We start from the raw sequence: 23978 nt of genomic DNA, 5'->3' as shown, positions 1-23978 counted from the left end.
GTCACACCGCCGCGGCGCCGGGACCCGGCAGCGGGTCCACGTCACCCGCGTGCATCGGCTCGCCGCAATGGGCGCAGCGCAGGTCGACGCGGCTGACCTCGCCGCACGCGTGGTGACGCAGGAGCACGGGCGGCCCCGCCTCCCCCGCGAGCCACCTGTCCCCCCAGCCGGCCATGACCATGAGCAGGTCGACGAGCTCGGTTCCCTTGTCCGTCAGCCGGTACTCGTAGCGGGGCCGCCGGTCGTAGGGATGACGTTCGAGCACACCCTGCGCGACGAGATGGTTGAGCCGCTCGGTCAGCACCTTGCGCGAGATCCCGAGATCGGCCTGGAGCTGGTCGAACCGCGTGATCCCCACCCAGACGTCACGCAGGATCAGTGGCGACCAGGGCTCTCCGATCACGTCCAGGGTGCGCGCGATGGAGCAGGCCATCTCCGCGAAGTTCGTCCGTTGCATGGGACCACTCTAGCCCTCAGAGTTCCCTTACGGAACTCCGAGGGCGGTCGCCGACCGGCGGAGCGTGGGCCGACCCCGCCGACCAGGCGCTCGTCTCAAGTCGTGACACCGGTAAGTCCACCTGACTCGCGGTTGTCAACCTTCTGCTCCCATGATCTTAAGGAGCATGTCACGGAGCCGACGTCTTGCATTGTGGACGCCAGGAACGACGCACGCGCCACGCCCGGTACCGTGGTGAGCAGCATGGACGGTCCAGCGCAGCGCACGCTGCTCATCACACTCACCGGACGCGACCGCCCCGGCGTCACGTCCCGGCTCTTCCGCACGCTCGCCGAGTTCCCCCTCACGGTCGCGGACGTCGAGCAGGTCGTGATCCGCGGACGGCTCGTCCTCGGCGTCCTCCTCACCTACATCGAAGGCGCCGACATCGGCCGCGTCTGGAACGCCGCCGAGAAGGTCGCGAGTGACCTCGACATGGAGATCGAACTCTCCACCGGCCGCGAGAAGCGCCTCCCGAGGCGCCGCGGCCGCCTGCACGTCACCGTGCTCGGCAACCCGCTCATGCCCGCCGCCATGTCCGGCATCGCCAGCCGCATCGCCGCCAACGGCGCCAACATCGACCGGATCGAACGCCTCGCCTCGACCCCCGTCACCTGCATCGAGATGGACGTCTCCGGCGCCGACCCCGACGCCCTGCGCGCCGGTCTCGCCGCCGAGGCCGCCGAGCGGCGCGTCGACATCGCCGTCCAGCACGGCGGCCTGCACCGCCGCGCCAAACGGCTGATCGTCATGGACGTCGACTCCACCCTCATCCGCGGCGAGGTCATCGAGCTGCTCGCCGAGCACGCGGGCTGCCTCGACGAGGTCGCCAAGGTCACCGAGGCCGCCATGCGCGGCGACCTCGACTTCGAAGGCTCCCTCCGCGAACGCGTCGCCCTCCTCGCCGGCCTCGACGCCTCCGCCATCGACGACGTCCGCGACAGGCTCCAGCTCGCCGCGGGCGCCCGCACGATGGTCCGCACCCTCAAGCGCCTCGACTACGAGTTCGCGATCGTCAGCGGCGGCTTCACCCAGGTCACCGACGCCCTCGTGGAGGACCTCGGCATCGACTACTCCGCGGCCAACACCCTGGAGATCGAGGACGGCAAGCTCACCGGCCGCGTCACCGGCCCGGTCATCGACCGCGCGGGCAAGGCCGCCGCCCTGGAGCGCTTCGCCCGCGAAGCCGGCGTCCCCCTCAGCCAGACCGTCGCCATCGGCGACGGCGCCAACGACCTCGACATGCTCCAGGTAGCCGGCCTCGGCGTCGCCTACAACGCCAAACCCGTCGTCCGCCAGGCCGCGGACACGGCCGTCAACTTCCCCTACCTGGACACCATCCTCTTCCTCCTCGGCATATCCCGAGAGGAAATAGAAGCCGCCGACGCGGCTGATCCCCAGGGGAGCGACCCCGTGGAACCTCCGGCCACGAAGTAGCACGCTGCGCGCCGGACATGCACCCGCAGTGATCGGCGGACGCCCGGTGCCCTCACCCCGCGCCGGATGCCGGGTGAGGACGTCCGACGACGCCCCCCGGTGCGGTGGACGGGCCGCTGGGTATTGATGATCACATGGCGGCCCACTAGCAGCGGAGGCGCGGTGCTCAAGCGTGCGCGGGAGGCGTACGCCCAGATCAACGGGCAGACGGCGCCCTACTACGGCCTGGCCGCCGCCATCGCCATCGCCGTTCCGCTGCTGGCCGGCTCGGTGTCCGGGCACGCCGCGCAGGGGTCGATGACCGCGCTCGGCGCGTACCTGGTGGCGCTGCGGGCGCCGGAGGGACCGTACGGGGCGCGGGCGCGGGACCTGGCCGTCGGGGTGCTCATGGTCGCGATCGGGGCGGGGGTCGGCGGGGTCCTCGCCGGGCACACCTGGCCGACCGTGATCGTGGTGCCGCCGCTGATCGCGCTCGGCGTCGCGGTCCCGCGGATCGGCGCGACGGCCGGGCTCGCGGTGCTGCTGAGCGCGATCCGGCCGCCGTCCGCCGACGTGATCGGCACCGGGCTGCTGGAGCTGGTCGGCGGTCTGCTCACCGCCGGGCTGCTGCTCGCGCCCTGGCCCGCGCGGCGGCTGCGGCCCCTCAGGGAGGCGCTCACCGAGGCCGCCAACGCCGTCGCCGAGGCGCTGGACGCCGTCGCGCAGGACGTGGGCGCGCCGGACCCCGGCCCGCTGGACGACGTCGAGCTCACCGACCCCGGCCTGCTGGCCGTCGCCCGCAAACCCGACTGGGAGAAATGCCGCCGCGGCGCGTCCGAGGCGCTCACCGCGGCGCGCGCCACGTTCCGGCTGTACCGGACGGGACGCGGCCGCAGCGATCCGACCCGCCCCGAACGGCTGATCGACGCCCTGTCGCGCGTCCTGCACGAGACGGTGACGCTCCAGGCCGTCGTCGAGGCGGCGCGCAACTACCCGCCGGACCGGGAGTGGGAGCTGGAGACACGGACGGCCGTGTCCGCGCTGGCGGCGAGGCTGCGGCTGCTGGCGGGCGCGGTCGAGACCTCCGGGGACGCGCCGCTCGGCGGCGAGGAGTCCGGGGCCGTCCGGCGGCTGGGACGGGCGGTCGAGCAGATCCGCCGCGCCGGTCTCGCGGGCGACGAGGACCTCGTGGCCGTCTCGCTGATCGGGCAGGTGCGCCGGTCCGTCGACCGCATCGCCGGTGAGGTCGCGTCCGCGCGGCGGATCATCGCGGGCGGGCTGCGCATCGGCTTCGGCCCGCCGCGGATGCCGGGCACCCCCCACCCGCTGTCGGGCCTGGAGCGGCTCAGGAAGGCCGTCCGGACGCGCTCGCCCCTGTTCCGGCAGGTGGCGCGGGTGTTCCTCACGGCCGTGGTGTCGATGACGCTCGCCGCCGCGCTCCGGCTCCCGCACGGGCACTGGATGACGATCACGGCGATGCTCAGCCTCCGCGCGAGCTACGGCGAGACCATCGAACGCGCCCTCCAGCGCGCCGGTGGCACCGCGGCGGGCTCCGTCGTCGCCGCGCTGCTGCTGACGCTGGCCCCGGACGAACCCGTCATCGTGCTGACCGTCTTCTGCTTCGCGCTGGCGGGATTCGCGCTGCGGCCGGTGAACTTCGCCTACTGGGCGCTGTTCGGGACGCCTCTGACGATGATGCTGCTGGACTTCTCCACCCCCGCCGACTGGCGCACCGCAGGAGAGCGGATCGCGCTGACCGTCGCGGGGACGCTCCTGTCGTTCCTCGCCGTCCGGCTGCTGTGGCCCACCGGGCACCACGAGCGGCTGCCCGCCAAGCTCGCCCGGATGCTGTCCCAGCACGCCGCCCTCGTCCGTACCACCGCGGACGTGATCGGCGGCGAGCGCGTCCGGCTGCCCCACGACACGATCGTCGCCGCCGGGCGCGCCGCCGAGTCCGTCGACGAGACCGCGACGCGGCTCGGGCACGAGCGGCTGCCCGACACCGAGCTGATCACCCGGCTGAAGACGGTCGTGCGGTCCGCGCACCGCGTCCGCGACCACCTGATCGCCGTCGCGCGGATCTCGCGGGAGAAGGCCGTGGACACCGGGCCCGTGCCCGAGATCCTCGACCGTCTCGCCGACCAGCTGGAGGAGGCCGCCACCGCGCTGGAGGAACCACCGGGGAAGGGCGCGCCGGAGGCGTCCTCGCCCGTCCGGGAACTGGAGGAGGAACTCGCGGCCCTGGACGACCACCTGGCCACGCTCACCCGGCGCCGCCGCGCCGAGATCACCTCGGGCGTCGACCGGGACGAGTTCACCCCGCTCCGGCAGGCCCTCCTCCAGGTCTCCGGCACCCGCCACACGATCCGGTCGCTGCGCCGCGACACGGGCCGTCTCATCGACGGCGCCCTGACCGCCGTCAGCCCTTCGGCGTCCGCACCGTGACGAGGGTGCCCGCGCCGGGACGGACGTCCGCCCACCCGTCCGGCAGCGCGATCACGGCCAGCGCGCACGTCGGGAACGCGTCGGGCGCCTCCCCCGTCAGGTCGTGCACGAGCTGGTGCACCGACGGGTTGTGCCCGACCAGCAGGAGCCTGCCCACCTCGCCCTGCGTCCCGCTCACGAGATCGAGCAGGTCACCGGGGTCGTTGTCGTAGATCCGCGGCTCGAAGAGCACGTCCGCGCCGACCGCCAGCCGCTCCAGCGTCTCCCGCGTCCGCGCCGCGACGGAGCACAGCACCCGGTCCGGGACGAGATCGTTCTCGCGCAGCCAGTCACCGGCCGCGGCGGCGTCACGTCGCCCGCGATCGTTGAGCGTGCGGTCGATGTCGGGAATCCCCAGACCGGACACGGCCTTGGCATGGCGGAGCACGATGAGCGTGGGCATGACTCACCTTAATTCAATCCAGGCCCAGAAAGGCTCGCCCCTCCGACCGCGCGTAGGCGGACGTCATCGCTTCGGCGCCCGGGTCGGAGTCGACGACCGGGTCAGGGTGCGACGAGCGCCGCCAGCGTCCAGAGCACGAGCATGACGCCGAGCATTCCGCCGAGCACGAGCGCGAAGCCCTTCGGCCCCGACATCGCCGGCTTTCCGCCGCCCGCCACCGCGCACCTCCCGATCCTCCGCGTCCGGCCGCGCGGCGCGGCCGTCCCGCATGTCCGCCTACAGCGTACGGCCGGGTCCGCGCGCCACCGCACACACCCCCGGGCACGGGGCCCGGCACGCGGAAGGGCCGGCGGCCCGAAAGCCGCCGGCCCCAGGGCCTGGACGGGCACGCGCCGGTGCCCGGGCAGGTCAGCCCTTCTTCGCCGCCGATCCCTCACCGGCGGGCTCGGCCTCGGCGTCACCGGACCCGGCGGCCACCGCCGGCTCCCCGGACGCCTCGACCGCGCCGCCTCCGGCCGTCCCGCTCCCGACGGAGCCGGACGTCCCGGCGCCGTCCCCGGACGGCTCGGCGATCGGGTCGGCGCGCCGCTTGGAGACCACGATCGCGGCCACGACGACGCCGACGGACAGGACGGTCACGCCGATGCGCAGCGGGGTGTTGCCCGCGTAGGTGACGACCGCGTCCGCGATGAGCAGCGCGACGAGGTTCATCACCTTGATCAGCGGGTTGATCGCCGGCCCGGCGGTGTCCTTGAACGGGTCACCGACCGTGTCGCCGATCACCGTGGCCTCGTGCGCCTCGCTGCCCTTGCCGCCGAGGTGGCCCTCCTCGACGAGCTTCTTGGCGTTGTCCCAGGCGCCGCCGGAGTTGGCGAGGAACACCGCCATCAGCACGCCCGCCGCGATGGCACCGCCCAGGAACGCGCCGAGCGGCGCGTACCCGAGGGCGAAGCCGACCGCGATCGGCGTCATGATCGCCAGCAGCCCGGGAGTGGCGAGCTCGCGCTGCGCGTCCCGGGTGCAGATGTCCACGACCCGGTCGTAGTCGGGCTTCTCGGTGAAGTTCATGATCCCGGGCTTGGTGCGGAACTGCTCGCGCACCTCCACCACGACCCGTCCCGCCGCCCGGCCGACCGCCATGATCGCCAGCCCGGAAAACAGGAACACCACGGCCGCGCCGATGATCAGCCCGATCAGCACGTTCGGGTTGTCGATCGACAGGCTGAACACCTTGAAGTCGCCGAGCGCGTCCTTGGCGTCCGCCGAGGCGTCGGCGAGCGCCGACACGACCGTCGTCCGGAACGACCCGAACAGCGCCGTCGCCGCCAGCACCGCCGTCGCGATCGCGATGCCCTTGGTGATCGCCTTGGTGGTGTTGCCGACCGCGTCCAGCCGCTCCAGCACGGCCGCGGCCTCGCCCTGGACGTCGCCGGACATCTCGGCGATGCCCTGCGCGTTGTCGGAGACGGGACCGAAGGTGTCCATCGAGACGATCACGCCGACCGTGGTGAGCAGCCCGGTCCCGGCCATCGCCACCGCGAACAGCGCGACGGTGGTGTTGCCGAAGCCGAGCAGGAACGCGCCGTACACCGCCGCGCCGATCACCAGCGCGGTGTAGACGGCCGACTCCAGCCCGAGCGAGATCCCGGACAGGATGACGGTCGCCGGGCCCGTCCGGGCACTGCCGGTGACCTCCTGCACGGGCTTGCGGTTCGTCTCGGTGAAGTAGCCGGTGAGCAGCTGGATCGCGCTGGCCAGCACGATCCCGATGATCACCGCGCCGAGCGCCACCCAGCGCGGATCGGCGTCCAGCCCGCGGATGTCGGGGTCGGTGACGCCGGACAGGTCCGCGAACGACGACGGCAGATAGGCGAACGCGGCGACGGCCACCAGCACCGCGGAGATGATCGCGGAGATGAAGAAGCCCCGGTTGATCGCGGACATGCCGGAACGGTCGCCGGCACGGGGCGCGACGGCGAAAATCCCGATCACCGCGGTGATCACGCCGATCATCGGCACGATCAGCGGGAACACCAGGCCCTCGGTGCCGAACGCCGCGGTGCCCAGGATGAGCGCCGCGACGAGCATCACCGCGTACGACTCGAACAGGTCCGCGGCCATCCCGGCGCAGTCGCCCACGTTGTCGCCGACGTTGTCGGCGATGGTCGCGGCGTTGCGCGGGTCGTCCTCGGGGATGCCCTGCTCGACCTTGCCGACCAGGTCGGCGCCGACGTCGGCGGCCTTGGTGAAGATGCCGCCGCCGACACGCATGAACATCGCCAGCAGCGCAGCCCCGAAGCCGAAGCCCTCCAGCACCTTCGGCGCGTCGCCCTTGTAGGCGAGGACGACGACCGCCGCGCCGAACAACCCGAGCCCGACGGTGAACATCCCGGCGACGCCACCGGTGCGGAAGGCGATGCGCATCGCCTTGCGCTCGCCGCCCTCCTCACGGGCGGCCGCGGCGACCCGGACGTTCCCCCGGACCGCCAGCCACATGCCGGTGAACCCGGTGACGGCCGAGAAGATCGCGCCGATGACGAAGAAGACCGACCGTCCTATCCGTTCGGACGTCGAGTCGGCCGGCAGAAGCAGCAGTACGAGCGGGATGAGCACCACGAAGACGCCGACCGTGCGGAACTGGCGTTTCAGATAGGCGCTCGCGCCCACCTGGACCGCCCGCGCGATCTCCTGCATCTTCTCGGTGCCCTGACCCGCGGCCAGCACATCGCGTACCAGACCTGCGGCGACGGCCAGTGCCAGCAGTGCGATCACGGCGACGACGACGACCAGGGTAAGGTCGCCGCCGCCGAGATCCACCTCTGCGCTGGCCGGGCTTGACAGGGAAAGCCCAGACATCCGTCCTCCTCGACAGGGGCGTTGCGCTCTCGACCGTCAAAAGACGATCTTTACCGCGTACCCCGCGAGTCATGACTTCGAACGCCTCGCACGGCAGCGCGGGTGCCGGGAGTCTACGCAGGCCGCACGCGAATGAGAAGGCCGCGACATCCCTTACGAAGATGTCACGGAAAAGCAATGTGCGTTACGTCGGAAATTGACCTTTAAGTGCTGTCGGTGATTGTTGCCGCAGGTCAGCACCAGGCAGCATCTTCTTACCTCGCGGATACCTTGACAGGCCGACACCGACGGCCACCGCGTCCGATCCCTCGGCGTCCGCTATTTAAGCTAGGCATTAACACAGAAAATGTCCAGACCCAAATCGGGTCAGATCGAGATCAACCACAAGAAGATCCCACACACCCCAACACCCGCCCGCACCCGGGTCCCCGCCTCCATATGCCACCCCCGCACTCCGGACCAAACGAGCACCGCGATGCCCCGAAACGCCAGGAACCGCCGTCCTCGTCCCCCCTGCACACCCCCCGCCCACGAACCCACCCCACCTTCGGCACACCCCCGCCCCCCACACCGTCCGCCCAACCACGCGGGCTACACCAAGAACACGAACATCAACGAGCGCCACCCGTCGCCCCTCCACTGACCGTTGGCCCCGACCGCACCATCCGCGTCGTCCCGCCGCGCCATCCACGCCGCCCGGCCACGCCTTCCGGCCCACCCGTCAGCGCTGCCCGTTCCCTCCCCACGCACCGCTTGGCCATGGCGCGCTATCCCCCGCGCCACATCGGCCGCCACACCGCGCCCCACCGGCCGCCACACCGCGCCCCACCGCTCCCGCTCACCCGTCCGCGCTGCTCGTTGCCCGTCCACTGACCGTCAGGCTCCGACGCGCCATCCTCCTTGTGCCGGACGCACCGCGACCTCCGGCTCGCCTCTCGTCACACCGACTGGTTTGCGGAGCCGTGCTGTCCGTACCGCGCTGTGGGCACCGCCCCCCCACGCCCCAGCACCTACCGAGTGGCCTACGTCGCTCGGAGCGCGCCACCCCGCCCAATCACTGCCGTCCGTCCGTCCGCTCAAGCGGCATCGTCTTCGCGCTGTCCGCCCGGACAGTTCAGCGGCGCCCTATCGACCACACCGTCCCGGCACCATCCGTCCTGCGGTGACCACCCGCACTGTCCACCAATGGCAACCCACCGCGCCGACTCACCATCCAGCCGCGCCTGTCCGGTCCGTCCCCCACGCTCGCGCGCGGTCCTCGCTTCGCAGGTTCCTCACCATCGAGCGCCCGCAATCCGCGCTCTCCTGCGGCTCCCCGCCACCACGTGCTGCCGACACCGTCCACCCGCGGCATCCTCTGGACGGACGCTGTCCTGCGCCGCAGGACATCGGTCGCGACCGGTCGAGTTCGCAGGCGGGCGACCGGCCTACGCAACGCAGGTGACGCGACCGCGCCGACCGTCCCGCGCCCACCCGCGTGCGACCCCCTGGCCGCCGGCCAAACGCGAGGGCCGCAGGCGCGAGGCCATGCGGGCGGTCAGGACAGGAGAAAGGCGAAGGCCCCGCCGGTGGGGCGGGGCCTTCGGTCGCGTCGGAAACGGGCGCGGTCAGATCGTCGCTTCGGCTTCGGCGGGCCAGCTCATCCGTATCTGGACCCCCTTGGGCGTGGCCTCGATCTCCACGTCGTCGGCGAGCCCGGCGATGACGGCCAGTCCCAGCTCCGCGGTGCCCTCCCCGAGGCCGTACTCGAACTCCTCCGCCTCCTCGACCGAGGGGATGCCGCCCGTCGCGTCGTCACCGGGAACGGTGTCGTTCACGCTGACCTCGAAACGGCCGTCGGCCCCGCTCAGCTCAAGCCGCACGGGCTCGTCCGGGCAGTGCCGGCGGTGCGCCTCGACGGCGCGCGAGCACGCCTCCCCGACCGCCAGCCTGACCTCGTCGAGCAACGCCTCGGCGACGCCGCTGCGGCGGGCCACGGCGGTCACGATCAGCCGGGCGGTCCGCACGTGGACGGGCAGCGCACTGAAGGACAGTTCAACGGTCGCCATCTTCTGCTTCCGGGGCCGCCTACTTGGCGCCCTTGCGCTTCTCCTCGGCATCGGCGATCGAGTCGTGAATGCCGAAGACCTTGGTCAGTCCCGTGATACGGAAGATCTTGAGGATGCGCTCCTGGGTGCACACGAGCTCCAGCGAGCCGTCGTGGGCGCGCACCCGCTTGAGCCCGCCGACCAGGACGCCGAGGCCGGTCGAGTCGAGGAACTCCACCTTCTCCATGTCCACGAGCAGGTGGAACTTCCCCTTGTTGACCAGGTCGATGAGCTTCTCGCGAAGCTTCGGCGCCGTGTAGACGTCGATCTCGCCCTCCACGTTGATGACGGTGAGGCCATCGTCAGTGGTGTAGTCGTTCACCTTCAGGTCCACAAATCCTCCAGCGCCGTGCAGCACAATCTGATCTCGCCATTCCGAGCCGGAGCGGCGTTCGGTCAGCGAGACTTAGCCGTGATTCAACCACGCTCCGGCGCCGTACACGCACGTTATCGCCCACTCGGGCGAAAGTTCGCGCCATCCCGTCTGACCTGCTGATCTAATGGGTCAGGGCAGGGGGGACGGGCCCTCCGGCGCCGGGGCGTTCCCGTAGTTTTGCCCCGGCTGGCAAACTGAAAACCTGATGGCCGCCCAGAGATCCCGCACCCCCCTCGCCAGGCTTCTCGCCGACCCCACGCGCCGCGACCGCATCACCCACGTCGAGGACGTTCCCGCACGTGAGGGCCGTCGCGCGGCATGGCCCGACTGGTCGACGCCGCTGCTCGTGGAACGTCTGGCCGCCCAGGGCATCGAGTCGCCGTGGAAGCACCAGTCCGACGCGGCCGAACACGCCCGGGCCGGACGCTCTGTGATCATCGCCACAGGGACCGCATCCGGTAAATCCCTTGCCTACCTGCTGCCTTCCGTCGCCGCCATCTACGCCGGGGACGAGAATCACCACCGCGAGGGGACGATCCTCTACCTGTCGCCCACCAAGGCCCTGGCCGCGGACCAGCTCCGTGCCCTCCGCGGCCTCCGCCTCACCCGCGTGCGCGCGGCGACCTACGACGGTGACACCCCCCGGGACGAGCGGACCTGGGTCCGCCAGCACGCCAACTACGTCCTCACGAATCCGGACATGCTGCACCGGTCGATCCTGCCCGCCCACGCACGCTGGTCCTCCTTCCTGCGGCGCCTCCGTTACGTGATCATCGACGAGGCGCACGGATACCGGGGCGTCTTCGGCTCGCACGTCGCGCACGTCCTGCGCCGCCTGCGCCGGATCTGCGCCCGCTACCACGCCGACCCGACCTTCATCCTCGCCTCGGCGACCACGTCCGAGCCCGCCGCGACCGCGTCCCGCCTCACCGGCCTGGACGTGGTCGCGGTCGACGACGACGCGTCCCCGCGCGGCCCGGCCACGTTCGCCCTCTGGGAGCCGCCGCTCACCGAGCTGCGCGGCGAGCGCGGCGCCCCCGTCCGCCGGACGGCCACCGCCGAGGCGGGCGACCTCCTCGCCGACCTCGTCGTCGAGGGCGTCCAGACCCTCGCGTTCGTCCGGTCCCGCCGCGGCGCGGAGTCGGTGGCGCTCGGCGCCAAACGCGCGCTGCACGAGGTGTCCCCGGACCTGGCCGGCCAGGTCGCCGCCTACCGCGCCGGTTACCTCCCCGAGGAGCGCCGCGCCCTCGAAGCCGCCCTGCGCTCCCGCGCCCTCGTCGGCCTGGCCAGCACCAACGCCCTCGAACTAGGCGTGGACGTCTCCGGCCTCGACGCCGTCCTCGTCTGCGGCTGGCCCGGCACCCGCGCGTCCCTCTGGCAGCAGGCGGGACGTGCCGGACGATCCGGGCAAGCCGCGCTCTCCGTTCTCATCGCCCGCGACGACCCCCTCGACACCTTCCTCGTCCACCACCCGGAGGCGATCTTCGGGACGCCGGTCGAGGCGACCGTCCTCGACCCCGACAACCCCTACGTCCTCGAACCCCACCTTTGCTCCGCGGCGTCCGAGATGCCCCTCACCGAGGACGACCTCCAGCTCTTCGGCCCGGCGACCGCCGGCCTCCTGCCCGACCTCGTCCGCCGCGGGTTCCTGCGCCGCCGTCCGGCGGGCTGGTACTGGACGCGCCGCGACAAGGCCGCCGACCTGGCCGACATCCGCGGCGCGGGCGGCGACCCCATCCAGGTGGTCGAGGCCCTGACCGGACGGCTCCTCGGCACCGTGGACGAGGCGTCCGCCCACACCACCGTCCACGAGGGCGCCGTCTACATCCACCAGGGCGACTCGTTCGTCGTCCAGACCCTCGACCTGGACGACTCCGTCGCCCTCGTCGAATCCGCGGAACCCGACTACTCGACCACCGCCCGCGACGTCACCGACATCGCCATCGCCGAACGCCTGCGCTCCACCTCCTGGGGCGAGGCCACCCTCTGCTACGGCACGGTCGAGGTCACACGCCAGGTGGTCGCCTATCAAATGCGGCGCCTCCAGACGGGCGAGATGCTCGGCGAGAAGCCCCTCGACCTCCCGCCCCGCACACTCCGCACCCGCGCGGTGTGGTGGACGCTCTCAGAATCCCAGATCGACGCCTTGGACGACCTCGACCTCGCCGGCGCCGCCCACGCAGCCGAACACGCCGCGATCGGCCTGCTCCCCCTCTTCGCCACCTGCGACCGCTGGGACATCGGCGGCGTCTCCACAGCCGTCCACCCCGACACCGGCCTGCTCACCGTCTTCGTCTACGACGGCCACGAAGGCGGCGCCGGTTTCGCCGAACGCGGCTACGGCGACGCGTCCGAATGGCTCCACGCAACCCGCGACGCCATCGCCTCGTGCGAATGCGAGTCGGGCTGCCCGTCCTGCATACAGTCACCCAAGTGCGGCAACGGCAACGACCCTCTGGACAAGCAGGGCGCCTTGGACCTCCTGGCCGTCCTCCTGGCCGAGGCCCCCTAGCCCTGGGGCACCCGCTGAGCCGGAACCGTCGGCTCCTCAAGCCCGCGCCGCGCCTGCGCGAGCGCCTGCTGGAGCTTGCGCCTCTCCAGCTCCAGCGTCTGCAGCGACTCCTCGTGCTCGTCGCGCAGGTCCCGCAACTCCCGGCGCATGCCCATCGCCCGCTTGAATCCGAGCGCCGCCACCGCGGTCCCCGCCATGAAGACGATGGCCACTACGGCACCGGCCATGAAGACATGCCACTGCGCGGTGACCCCCGGCACGCTGTCCCCGAACACCGCCAGCTGCGTTCCGTCCGTGTTGTCCATAACCACGGCCGCCCCCACCACCACGGCGGCGAGCGCGATGACCAACCCCAGGAAGATCATGTGGAGGCTCTCCTCTCCCATTGCCGGACGACGGGGGATCCGACTGGCAAGGCAGCCTAGACCGTGGACATAGCAGCCGCTACCCCACCAACCCGCACCTCACGCCCCGTCACCGCCTCCAAAAGCACCGATCATCAGAGCCAATGCACAGCGATCCGCCCCCAGAAACGCCGAGCATCATCACCAACGGTGATCCCGCCTCCACCCAGCCATCCATTTCAACGAAACCGGACGCGGCTGGCGGCCGCACGCGCCCGGGGCGAATGCGCAGCGCAAAAGGAAGCGTGGGGAAACACGAGCCCCACCGCCCAGCGAGCACACCCCGCCCGCATGGATCATCTATCTCCCCACCACAGAACCACCACCCGCCCGGCTGCCCACACCGTTATGGCACAAGCCGCCAGGCGAGCACTGTTACCGGGCCTGGGCTGTGAAACGTCGCTTAGACGTACCGACAGAGGGCCGCGCCAGTGCAGCTGGCTGGTGAGATCACTTATGGCGTCGGCTGCTGTCCGTGTGCTGACGGCCGGAGGTCGGCTTTCCCGAAGCGGGCGCGGCGATACGCACGCTGACGCCACCGGAACGGCCAACGCCCCGTGAACTGCTGACGCGACTGGAACTCTTGCCGAGGGTCGCGGGTCGGCGTGCGGCCTTACCGCTGGGCTTGGACGCGGGAGGCTGGGTGTCGACCGGCTTGACCGGGGCCGTCTTGGCGATGGCCTCGGCGCGTGCGATCTTCTGGCGCGCCGTGCTGACACGCTTGCGGCCGGTTCCGCCGCGTGCGATGCGTGCGGCCATGCCGAGGCTGCTCGTCCCCGACTGTGAGACGCGCAGTTGCCGTGTCCAGGTGCCGAGGTGCGCCGCGACGATCAGCAGGACGAGTGCGATGCCGACGCTCTTGCCCCATTGCAGCCGATCGGTCGCGGCGACGTTCTGTGCCTTGGGCGAACCGGCGATCTGCGGCGTGGGGTAGGTGAATCCGGGGGTAGCGCCATCGGGCTGGACCGACGGCAACGTCACCGGCGACCGATCATTGAACGGGGTCAGCGGAGCACTGCCGCTGGGCGCCATGGCACCGCCGGGAACCGACGGTGCGGAGCCGGACGGCTGCGAGCCGGTGCTGCTGCCGCTCACGATCGCACTCGCCGAGACGGTGCCTGAGTACACCGAACCGCCGTTCCCGGTTGAGCGTCTCGCTCGGACTCCCACTGAGACGGGACCACTCTTCCGGGTCAGCGAGAGGCTGGCGGAACAGTTCGACCCCGAGCAGAGGGAACCGACCGAACCCGACTTGGAGCTGACGCCGGACCCCGACAGCGCATAGCCGTTCAGGTCCACCTCGGAACCGAGATTCCACTTTACGAGCAGCTTGCTGCTGGACACCCGCGCGGACACCCCGCTGGGAGCGGCGGGCGGGATGCGAACGGTGAAGTTGCTGGAGTCGTAGACCTGCTTGGTCAGCGCGCCTTTTAGATAGACCCTGTAGCTACCGTTCCTGGGAAGGTCGATCGGTGCGGACATGTCACCCGACCAACTCCGCTCGCGGAGAACCCTGTAGCCGGTCCCCGGAGCCTCGACGCCCAACTGCATCTTGAGCGCGAGGTCGAAGTGGGCCTTGGCCGTCACCGTCGAGCCGCTGGTGATGACCGTTCCCTCTGCGGGGGCGAGGACTCCGGTCGAGGCTGCCTGCGTGGGCGGCGCGGCGAGAACCGGGAAGCTCATCGCAAGGGGAGTCGCGAGGGCGACTGCACCGATCCTGCGAATGATCGTCACGTCCTCATTCCCTTCATCGACCAGCGTGCCGACAGCCGCTCCCGCTTTGTCCCACCGGGTCCCAGCGTGGACCATTCCGAAGGTGAGGGGGCCGTTGCGGTCGGCGAGCCGAGTGGTAACTGCGGGCCTAGGGAAGCGTAACGTACTCCCCGGTAGCAAAAGTCACAGCTCGATGACAAAGCAGCTTCAGGCCGCCGCATCCGCGCTGCCCACACCCCCTCCCGACCTATTGACATCCGGTGCAACGAGTGGTGCCGCGTCAGGCTACGCCCTCCAGCCCGACGGGACCAGCCCTGGCTCGGGATACGACACATAACGCATCGATCCCCAAGGGCACTCTCGCCGTCATCGTCACCGAGACGTCCACGACCGGCCCCTCGACGGCGCACCGCGTCACACGAGCCCCGGACTCGGCCGCGATGCTCCGGGCACTCGCACACGCCGCCCCCGCACCGTTCGACACCCGCGCCGCCCCGGCCAGTGCCGCGAGATCAGCCGCGGCGTCCCCTCGATGCCGGGCCGTCCGCACTCCGCCAACGGCCATGGCGGTCACTCCGCCCAGCCAGATGATCGAAGTGAAGGCCACCACCCACAGCGTCCCGGATCCTCGATCCCGCTCCCCGATCCGCAGCCACTTCCGCATCCTGCCCTCCTCAACGCTTCAGTTGATTCCCTTCACATCGGCCACGGTTGGCGTCCGTCCCCGGGCCGCCCCAGCACAAGAACCGGCCCTGCGATGTCCGGCCACGTCAACGACCATCACCGACCCCCACTTCAGAGCGGCCAGGCGCGCTGGCGCATGAACCGGTTATCGCCCAGCGCAGCGGTCCGGGCCACTGCTCACCGACGCCCCGGTCGGCGAGCCGCTCGGAATAGTTGTGGGACCGCGCCAGCGGCAGGTCGTCATGAGGGTGCCGCCCACGGGCCGGTGGCCACCGGATGCGCGGTGAGCCCGGTGGGCTGGCCAAGGTCGCGGAAGCCTAGGCAAGACAGCCCACGTCGGCCGATATCCCACACGCCGTCTCACGACCGCCGGCATCACCCGCTACTACTTCCTTTCTCCCTCCGACTCCTGCCGATTCTTCCCTCCAGCTCCTGCCGATTCCGCCCTCCGGCTCCTGCCGATTCCGCCCTCCGGCTCCTGCCGAGCCGCAGCTGCAGAGGTCGTCAGCGAATGCTCAGAGCAACGACAACCTGCCGACAAGGAGCGAGCAAGCTCCCATCTCCCGGGTCGCTCTGCGGACGCCGCGTCTTCGGCGGTTGGCCACCGCCGAAGACGCGGCTGTCAGCCTTCATCTCCGACGCCCGGCTCGGTCACGGCGACCGCGTGGGCCTGGACGACCAGCGGAGGAAGTCCAGCCGCCGCTGGTGCCTGAACCTCAGCGGAGATATCGACCCGCACCGCCGCCGCATCGCGCCGCACCTTCACCATGGCCCCGGCGGGGAGTGCCCGGGCGACCGTGTCACGCACAGCCGATAGGGATTCTCCTCGCGCAGCTGCACGCGCCCCGGTCCGGGCGGCATCCGTGCATGTGAGTTGGACAGACGCGACCGTCACCCCCCAGAGCGCCAGGGCCGTGATCAGAACCAGACTGGGTAGGGCCACGGCTATCTCGACCGTCGCCATCCCACGTTCGCGTTCCGCCCGATCGCTCAGCCTGCGAGCTGGAGCGCTCTCTTGATCACTCCCGTCAGCAAGGTCTTCACCTCCGAACTCGTGACGATCTTGAAAAGCAGACCGGCGAAGGCCGCCGCGGCGATGGTGCCGACGGCGTACTCCGCCGTCGACATTCCTTCTTCTCTGTCCGTTTCGCGCCATCGCCGCACCACCGCATCCATCACCCGCATGACGCCTCCTCTGTTGCTTGGCCAGGACGCCTCAACGCGTCTACTGCAAGCCTGCGATGACGCGCCCCCGAGCAACAGCCGAACGGCGTTCTGTGGATAACCCTGAATCGAGGCGTCGGAGCCCGACACAGTCCCCTCGTCCTGCCTGTTCTTCGTCGTGCAGGGCGACGCCATCATCGCCGCGCTAGGGGATGAGGATCGTCGAGGCGATACCGGCGATCGCCGGCACCACTCCGAGGAGCACGAAAGCCGGTAGGAAACACAGGCCCAACGGAGCGAGCGCGCGTATGCCAGCTGCGCGGGCCCGTGCAGCGGCAGTCGTCCGCGCAATTCTCCGCTGGTCACGGGCGAGACGACTGAGAGACGGGGCCAGCGCGGCACCGCTGGACACTCCGCGGACCGCGGCACGCGCCAGGGGCGCAAGCACCGGATCCTTCGCCAACACCAGCCACGCGTCAGCGGGATCAGCACCGAGCCGGATCTGAACGGCGACGCCACGTAGTGCGTCCCCGAGCGGACCGCCGACGGCGTCTGCGACCGCCTCTACCGCGTCATGCCAAGGCGTTCCCCCTCGCAGGCAGGCGGCGAGGAGGTCCACCGCCACAGGCAGATCGGCGACGAGCCGCGCCTGTTCCCGCTTACGTTCAGCACTTCCCAGCCGACTGAACGAATGCCAGACCGCCATTGCGACCAGGCCACCGGTCACGACCCCGAGCAGGCCGCCCAGCACGACAGCGCACAGCAGACCCGCCGCACCCGATGCGCCGCGCCGCATCAGACGGTCACGTCGCTCAGCCACGGCGCCTACGTCGCCGACCAAGCCTTCCTCTCTGGCACCAGAGGCGGCAACCCACCATCCACCGCCCCTGCTGCCACCACCGGTTCGTCCTACCTGGTTGGTAGCGTCCCCGCTGCCCCCTCCAGGTCGCCGCCCTTGACTCTCTTCTCCGCGCCTGCACGCTTGGGGCCGTCCTTCACAAGGTCCACTGCACCGGGTTTGCGGTGCGCCCCGCCACCGTCCGAGCGGTCCTCGCGAAACCGCATGTCTAGGCGACGCCCGAGGTATCGCACCGGCCAGCCGTCGCGTTGCGGCACCGGTTCCCTTCGGCAAGAGGAAGCCCGCCACAGCGGCACACAGGACCGTTCCGAGCATTGCCATCACACCTCCAGATTTCGAGACTTAAAGCGCCTTATGCGGACGCGATCTTCAATGAACAACCGCCCAGACCCGGGGCACGACGGTCATCCGTTACCTCGTCTCCTCTGGCCGCCCCGGCGTGACCCAGTTCGCCGAAGAGGCTCACCCCACTCGTTTCCGGAGGTGCCACGCACACCGGGCCTTACCAAGACACCCACCAATCCCGGAGGTTGTCGCGTACCGGTAAGTCCACATCCTCAGGCGTCCCATATGCCTACGCTCCTCAGGCATGCTGCTGAGCTTGCACATCGCGAGTCGTGGGACATGGCTAGTGAGCGCCCTGAGGGGCTATTCGGGTCCTGGCGAAGGACTCACATGCTGCTCTGCTCCTGCAAAGGCAGCTATGAGACGGGCGTGGCATCTCGGCCATCGTCCGGGGCGCAGGTCCCGCGGGTCGGCCGGGCGCGTCCTCACCTTCCCCATCTGGCGCCTCCCCGGCCGTCGCCGCCGATCAGCCGGCGCAGCGCCTCGGCGTCGCCCACCATCATGAGGGTCACGGCCGCCGCTACCCGCAGCGGCAGCTCCCCGTCCGTCCAGCGCCAGGAAGACGTTGAGTTACACGCCCACCGCCCCCAACCAGACCTACGAAGCCGTAGATCGTTGCTAGTTCATGAGGCGGGTGTCGACGTGCGTCGCGCGATCGGGAGATCGGGTTCGAGGATCTGGAAGCTAGCGGGTTCATGGGCAGCCCCAGCTCGCATTGAGTGCACCTCCTTTCACACCGAGGCACTCGGCGGCGGACACTCGGCCACACAACAAGTCTTGTGGTGCGTCCTCTCAACGGCGGTCAGCAGGTGGATTGACGAACTCGGTAGCGGATACTCGATCACAGGCCACGCCTTGCGGCTTTGCTCTCCACAGAGGGCGGTCAGCGGGTCGGATCGACGACCTCGGCGGCAGACAATCAGTCACAGGCCACGTCTTGTGGGTGCGTCCTTTATGGAAGGCGGTACAACAGGTTGGGGTTGACGAACTCGGCGGCGCGCACTCAGCCACAGACACGTATCGTCGGCGCGCTCCCTATGGGGGCCGGTCAACAGGTGGAAGTTGACGAGTTCGACGGCGCGGACTCGGACACACGACAAGTCTGCGGCTGCGTCCTCTGTCGAGGGCGGTCAGTAGGTGGATTGACGAACTCGGCGGCAGACACTCGGCCACAGGACCGGTTTCGTCGGTGCGCTCGCTATGGAGGGCGGTCAGCAGGCTGAATCAACGAACATGGCGGCGGACACTCGACCACAGGACACGTCTCGTGGGTGCGCTCTCTCATGGGGCGGTCAGCGGGTTGGGATTGTGGTCTGTGGCCCAGGGTTGGGGGCAGGACTGGCTGCATGTGCTTCGCCTTCGTTGAGGATGGGTGGGAGCTTCGGCCGATCTGGCGAGGTGGCGGGTCCACCAGAGGCCCGTCGCGTTGAGCCCTACGCCTGCGATCAAGCAGGCCAGGCCGGGGAGGGAGCCGCAGAGGAAGGCCACCGGATGCGCGCCGAGAGCAGCGGCCATTGCGACTCCCACTAGAGGCAGGGCTGCCAGGAGCCGTGCGGTGGCGCGCGGACCGGCCAGTTGGACGGCCACATCTTGGCGCTGGGCCTCCTCGTCGCGGAGAGCGGCGGCCAGTCCGTCCAGGACGGTGGCCAAGGTGCCGCCGCGTTCGGAGCCGATGCGCCAGCAGGCCGCCAGGAGGCGGAGCCCTTCAGCGCCTGGCGTTCCAGCAAGGGCATCCAGGTAGGAGGGGATTTCCGCTTCTGGTGGGGATCGCGGGGTCTTGAGAAGTGTTGTGGATATGTACGGGTCGAGGACGGTTGCGGAGTTCCTGAAGGCTTCGTGTGGTGTACGGCCGGCGGCGAGCTCGGCCGCCATGCCGTCGCAGAGTTCGATCACCGCGGTGCGCCACCGGTGGGGGCGGCTCCTGCGCTCCTTGAAATCCTCGATCAAGGTCGTGAACTTGGTCGTCGCCGGTGGTCGCGTGGGAGCGAACAGGCGGTCAAGGCGCTGGGCGGTGCGGGACGGGGTCAGCAGCGTCCAGACAGCCGCCGAGGAGAACAGTGCCGCCAGGCCCGTCGCGTCGATCATGATGGGCTCCACCGGCCTGACAGCCGGGTCGCGAGAGCTTGTGCTCCTGTCGCGGCGATCAGCTCGCCGTTTGCGGTGAACGTGACAGCGGGGACTACGCCGACCAAGCCGTCGGCGGCGCGGCGGAGGAGGCAGATCTCGGCTACGCGTCGGCGGCCGCCCGCCGGTTCGCGGACGAGGTGGACGACGATGTCCAGAGCGGCGGCGAGTTGGCTGTGCACCGCCTCGCGACTGAGCCCGGCGGCGCAGGCCAGGGCCTCCAGCCGGGCCGGGACGTCTGCGGCGGTGTTGGCGTGGAGTGTTCCGCAACCCCCTTCGTGGCCCGTGTTGAGCGCCTGCAGGAGAACGACCACCTCCTGACCGCGCACCTCTCCGACGACCAAACGATCGGGTCGCATGCGGAGGGCTTGACGGACGAGGTCGTTCAGGGTGACGCCTCCTGCACCTTCGACGTTCGGCGGACGTGCCTCCAGACGGACCACGTGGGGGTGGTCTGGTCTCAGTTCAGCGGAGTCCTCCACTAGAAGGAGTCGTTCGGCCGGATCGGCCAGACTGAGAAGGCTGCTGAGAAGCGTGGTCTTGCCGGTGCCCGTCCCGCCCGTGATGAGGAACGCCGCGCGGGTCTCGATGAGGGCTGAGAGCAGGGTCGCGCCTTCCGGCGGAACAGTGCCTGTCCGGATCAGTTCGTCGAGGGTGAAGGCGCGGCGCCGAGGAAGTCGCAGGGAGAGACAGGTACCGCTCGCCGCGACCGGTGGAAGGACGGCGTGCAGGCGCACTCCGCCTGGAAGCCGCGCGTCGGCATAGGGCGAAGCGTCGTCGAGGCGGCGCCCGGCGGCTGCTGTGAGTCGTTGGGCGAGGCGGCGAAGCGTGGCTTCGTCCTGAAAACGCAGAGAGGTGCGGACGAGGCCGGCCCCTGCGTCCACCCAGACTTCGTGAGGCCCGTTCACGAGGACGTCCGTGACGTCCGGGGAGCGCAACAGCGGTTCCAGCGGGCCTGCTCCGACGAACTCGGCACGCAGTTCATCGGTTAACGACAGGATTTCACGGTCCCCGAGCAGGCGCTCCTCGGCGCGCAGAGCCGCCGCGACCCGTCCGGCGGTGGGTTCGTCTCCCTTGTCCGCGAGACGGCCGCGCACGGCATCGGAGAGCTTTGTCATTTCACACCTCCAGTTGTGGCATAGGTCGCGGTCCGAATTGCCCCTCTTGCCGCAGGTAGGAGGCGTTGGCCGGGCGTGGCTGGCCGTCACTCATGAGCCTGCGAAGCTGGTGGAGGACTCGTTCGCGAGGATCTGAAGCCTGGGAAAGGAGCGGTGATTGCGGGTCGATGCATATCCGGCGATGGCTGGCGCCCTTGAGGGCGGAAGGTGCTGGCTTCGAGGGCGGTGAACGTCCAGGTGTGAAAGGGGCTGCATCGTGCGGCATGGTGCTGCCCCGTCCGCTCGGGAGGTCGAACCCGGTAGGGCAATGCATGCCTGAAGGAGGGCACTGGTTGCCGGTTCGGTGCGTGTGTGCGGTGCCGGGAAGCATGGAACTTGAGGAGCGTGAGCCAGGTTCGGAGTGCGTTGGGTGTCCGATCTCGGAGGACCCGGTTGTCGCGGCAGGGTGGGAGCGGCCTCGCTGGAAACTCACTTGATAGGGGCACGCCTTGAGCGGAGCGCTGGCTGCGAGCTCGCTCCATGTCCGACGCCGGGGTGTGTAGGACCTCGAAGAAGAGCGACGCCAGCCTCGGAGGGCAGTGGACGTCTGGCCTGGGAGGGCCCGGACTCTGCGGCGTGGTAGCAGCGGCTGCGGCTCAAGGGATGTCCGAGGCTGCGAAGGCGGGGGCTTCCTGAGCGAGAGGACGGCGGTTGCGCGATTGATGCGCGTCCGGCTCTCGGGGTGTGAGTCCTGAGGTAGAGGACGCTGGCTTCGGGATGGACCGGCGGCGGGCGGTAGGGGCCAAGGGGACACGACTTGGCCCCTGTGGATGTCCGGGGCGGCAGGGCCGGAGGGCCGGGGGTGGTAGCGACGGAGCTCCGGGGGTGGGGTGGCCCCGGTTTTGTGGGTGGTGGTGTGCGAGTTGGGGTGTGCGGCTTGGGACGGGGGTCCCTTGGGGGCGGCGGGGTTGGCTCCTGGAATCGCCTTCTGGAGGTGGGGTGAGTGTTGTGGAGAGGGGGCTGGGGTGGCGCTGTTGGGCATCACGCGGCCTCCTCCCGGTAGGCGTGGGGCTGCAGGGAGAGGTCGGCGAGGATGTGGGCGCAGAGGTCGGCCAGGGGACCTCGGCGGGACACTCGCGGGAGGGTGCCCTCATCCATGGCGGTGGGGAACCGGCGGTCGCGTTCGAAGGTCCCGGCGAGCCGGACGTCCAGGGCTTGGGCGACCATCTCGGATGTCAGCCCGCCTGGAGCCGGGCCTTGGACGATGACGCGGAGGTCGGCGGTGTCACGGCGGAGGGCCGTCGCGAGGCCGTCGGCGGCCACGGTTGCGCGGACCTCGGCCGGGACGAGCAGGTAGGTGACATCGGCGGCGCGGAGGGCGGCGCGACCCATGTCGCCCGGGTAGCGCGGGACGTCCGCGACAACCAGGTCGAAACCGCGTACGGCGGCGTCGAGGAGGGTGAGGGTCGCCTCTTGGGTGACGGGTACGGGCTCGCCACGGCGCCAGGACAGGACGGACAGGTCCCCGGTGTGGGGAAGGGAATCGCGGAGGCCGACGGGGTTGAGGCGGCCGCGCCGCTCCGCCAAATCGTGCCAGCGGACGCCCTCGTGGCCTTCCAGCCCGAGCAGCAGGTCGATTCCGCCGCCGAAAGGGTCGGCGTCGACGAGCAGCGTGCGCAGGCCCGTGCCCGCGGCGCTCAGCCCGAAGGCGGCGGCGAAGGCGCTGGCCCCGGCGCCGCCGCGTGAGCCGACGACGCAGACCGTCGCGCCGAGGTTGCCGTCGGGTTCGGCCGCGGCGGCGAAGGCGTTGATCAGCCAGTCCTCGTGGTCGGGCAGGATCGCGACGTCCTGGGCACCGACCTCGACCGCCTTGCGGTAGGTCTCCGGGGTGGCGTCCGCGCTCGTGACCAGGACGACGCCTTGGCGGCGCTGAAGGGCCGCCGATGCCACTTCCTCCGCCACGTCGGCTCCCACGAGAACGAGGGCGGGCCAGGTCCAGGCGGTCCTCGCCTCGTCGGTTCCGTGGGCGACATCGGCGTGGGCGTCGGCGGCCGCCGCCAGGCGGAGCAGGTCGTCGGCCAGGGCAGGGTCACTCGTGACGATCAGCGCGGCAAGGTTCATCGGATCCCCCTCATCCTCCGGAGGACTCCACCTTGCGACCCCGCCACCGGCGACTGGAAGGGGTCCCGCCAACTGTGGATAACCTCCCCCGCCAGGTTTTCGCGGCCGGGCGGTGGCAGTGCCACCGCCCGGCCGCGTCACGGCTGGGCGACCCCCGCCGGGGGGGAGAGCGGGGGTCGCCAGAACGGTCCGGCTCCGGGGGGGTAGAGCCGGCCCGTTTTCCCAAGAAAGTCTCAGAGGAGATCGGGCTGGGCGTACGCAAGTTCGATCTATAGAAGAGGCAAACTCGCCGTCTCCAGTCTAGGTGGATACAACATATGCTGCCCGATCGTCGCGAGTTCCGTCGAGCCGCAAACTCGCCCTGGCTGCACTGTTTTTTCTCATCTGCTGCGGACGAACCCGCCCCGCCCGGAGGCGCGGCGGCGCCCCCGTCCGATCCGGTCTTGCGCAACGGGACGGAAGTCGGAGCGTACAGCAGAACTAAAGATCTTTCCGGGTCGCCACCAAAAAGAAATGATCACAGTGCGTGATCGGTATCCCCGATCGGGGTGGTGGCCGCGCTTAGTCCGGAATGGTGCATTCCGCGCTACTTTGACGCCATGACCAGCGGCGGGATCGTCCGGCGGCGCCCCGCATTGCCGCATCGGTTTTGCCAATGGGGGGTTGTCATCCGGACAAACGAGGCGTAGACAGAACATACGGACCATGTGTCCGAGCACGGCAGCCGGGCACCCACGCGCGACCAGCCGCGGGAGGCGCGTCGAGACGGGCTTGACCCGCTCCGACGAATACGAGGTGCACGCTTGGTAACCCGGTGTGACGTGACTGGCGACGGCG

General features: G+C 70.3%; 17 protein-coding genes. 3 read left to right on the top strand and 14 right to left on the bottom strand.

Going from position 1 to position 23978, the window contains the following annotated elements; all coding sequences use genetic code 11:
* Position 1: 1 nt before the first annotated feature.
* Positions 2 to 457 carry a winged helix-turn-helix transcriptional regulator gene (locus AGRA3207_RS21565; RefSeq protein WP_231328847.1) on the bottom strand — a complete coding sequence of 152 codons (456 nt, stop codon included), beginning with the start codon at positions 455 to 457 and terminating at the stop codon, positions 2 to 4.
* A gap of 243 nt (positions 458 to 700) precedes the next feature.
* Here AGRA3207_RS21565 and serB point away from each other — a divergent pair, with 243 nt between their 5' ends.
* Both serB and AGRA3207_RS21555 read left to right on the top strand, forming a co-directional pair.
* Positions 701 to 1933: a phosphoserine phosphatase SerB gene (gene serB, locus AGRA3207_RS21560; protein ID WP_231328846.1), complete on the top strand. Its 1233-nt coding sequence runs from the start codon at positions 701 to 703 to the stop codon at positions 1931 to 1933.
* Positions 1934 to 2095: 162 nt separating this feature from the next.
* Positions 2096 to 4357, top strand: coding sequence for an FUSC family protein (locus tag AGRA3207_RS21555; RefSeq protein ID WP_231328845.1), 2262 nt, complete (start codon positions 2096 to 2098; stop codon positions 4355 to 4357).
* On the opposite strand, the gene AGRA3207_RS21550 is transcribed toward AGRA3207_RS21555, so the two are convergent.
* The 4 genes from AGRA3207_RS21550 to AGRA3207_RS21535 form a co-directional block, all read right to left on the bottom strand.
* Entirely contained in the window at positions 4332 to 4799 is a 468-nt protein-coding gene (locus tag AGRA3207_RS21550) for a SixA phosphatase family protein (protein ID WP_231328844.1), read from the bottom strand. The genes AGRA3207_RS21555 and AGRA3207_RS21550 overlap by 26 nt on opposite strands.
* A gap of 408 nt (positions 4800 to 5207) precedes the next feature.
* Positions 5208 to 7655 (bottom strand): sodium-translocating pyrophosphatase, encoded by a 2448-nt coding sequence (locus tag AGRA3207_RS21545; RefSeq protein WP_231328843.1) that lies wholly within the window; start codon positions 7653 to 7655, stop codon positions 5208 to 5210.
* Positions 7656 to 9262: 1607 nt separating this feature from the next.
* Positions 9263 to 9703 carry an ATP-binding protein gene (locus AGRA3207_RS21540; protein ID WP_231328842.1) on the bottom strand — a complete coding sequence of 147 codons (441 nt, stop codon included), beginning with the start codon at positions 9701 to 9703 and terminating at the stop codon, positions 9263 to 9265.
* Between the two features lie 19 nt (positions 9704 to 9722).
* Positions 9723 to 10076, bottom strand: a complete 354-nt coding sequence (locus AGRA3207_RS21535) for an STAS domain-containing protein (protein WP_026402937.1) — start codon at positions 10074 to 10076, stop codon at positions 9723 to 9725.
* Positions 10077 to 10323: 247 nt separating this feature from the next.
* Here AGRA3207_RS21535 and AGRA3207_RS21530 point away from each other — a divergent pair, with 247 nt between their 5' ends.
* Positions 10324 to 12630: a DEAD/DEAH box helicase gene (locus AGRA3207_RS21530; RefSeq protein ID WP_231328841.1), complete on the top strand. Its 2307-nt coding sequence runs from the start codon at positions 10324 to 10326 to the stop codon at positions 12628 to 12630.
* Here AGRA3207_RS21530 and AGRA3207_RS21525 read toward each other — a convergent pair.
* From AGRA3207_RS21525 to ssd, 9 genes are all read right to left on the bottom strand, one after another.
* Entirely contained in the window at positions 12627 to 13016 is a 390-nt protein-coding gene (locus AGRA3207_RS21525) for a hypothetical protein (protein WP_231328840.1), read from the bottom strand. The two genes, AGRA3207_RS21530 and AGRA3207_RS21525, sit on opposite strands and share 4 nt — an antisense overlap.
* A gap of 468 nt (positions 13017 to 13484) precedes the next feature.
* Positions 13485 to 14768 carry a hypothetical protein gene (locus tag AGRA3207_RS21520; protein WP_231328839.1) on the bottom strand — a complete coding sequence of 428 codons (1284 nt, stop codon included), beginning with the start codon at positions 14766 to 14768 and terminating at the stop codon, positions 13485 to 13487.
* Positions 14769 to 15027: 259 nt separating this feature from the next.
* On the bottom strand, positions 15028 to 15411 hold the full coding sequence (locus AGRA3207_RS40285; RefSeq protein WP_420830762.1) for an Rv3654c family TadE-like protein: 384 nt from the start codon (positions 15409 to 15411) through the stop codon (positions 15028 to 15030).
* A 642-nt stretch (positions 15412 to 16053) separates the two neighbouring features.
* Positions 16054 to 16395: a TadE family type IV pilus minor pilin gene (locus tag AGRA3207_RS39870; RefSeq protein ID WP_273699559.1), complete on the bottom strand. Its 342-nt coding sequence runs from the start codon at positions 16393 to 16395 to the stop codon at positions 16054 to 16056.
* A gap of 26 nt (positions 16396 to 16421) precedes the next feature.
* Positions 16422 to 16616, bottom strand: coding sequence for a DUF4244 domain-containing protein (locus AGRA3207_RS21505; RefSeq protein WP_231328838.1), 195 nt, complete (start codon positions 16614 to 16616; stop codon positions 16422 to 16424).
* Positions 16617 to 16800: 184 nt separating this feature from the next.
* Entirely contained in the window at positions 16801 to 17436 is a 636-nt protein-coding gene (locus tag AGRA3207_RS21500; protein WP_231328837.1) for a type II secretion system F family protein, read from the bottom strand.
* A 1644-nt stretch (positions 17437 to 19080) separates the two neighbouring features.
* Positions 19081 to 19884, bottom strand: a complete 804-nt coding sequence (locus tag AGRA3207_RS21495; RefSeq protein WP_231328836.1) for a type II secretion system F family protein — start codon at positions 19882 to 19884, stop codon at positions 19081 to 19083.
* Positions 19881 to 21041 (bottom strand): TadA family conjugal transfer-associated ATPase, encoded by a 1161-nt coding sequence (locus AGRA3207_RS21490; protein WP_231328835.1) that lies wholly within the window; start codon positions 21039 to 21041, stop codon positions 19881 to 19883. The genes AGRA3207_RS21495 and AGRA3207_RS21490 overlap by 4 nt, the downstream gene beginning before the upstream one ends.
* Before the next feature lie 1020 nt (positions 21042 to 22061).
* Positions 22062 to 23141, bottom strand: coding sequence for a septum site-determining protein Ssd (gene ssd / locus AGRA3207_RS21485; protein WP_231328834.1), 1080 nt, complete (start codon positions 23139 to 23141; stop codon positions 22062 to 22064).
* Positions 23142 to 23978: the final 837 nt, after the last annotated feature.

Origin of the sequence: Actinomadura graeca (genome assembly GCF_019175365.1) — a bacterium.
Lineage (GTDB): Bacteria > Actinomycetota > Actinomycetes > Streptosporangiales > Streptosporangiaceae > Spirillospora > Spirillospora graeca.
Note: the sequence above shows the minus strand (reverse complement) of the source record. Positions and strands in the feature narration are given on the sequence as shown.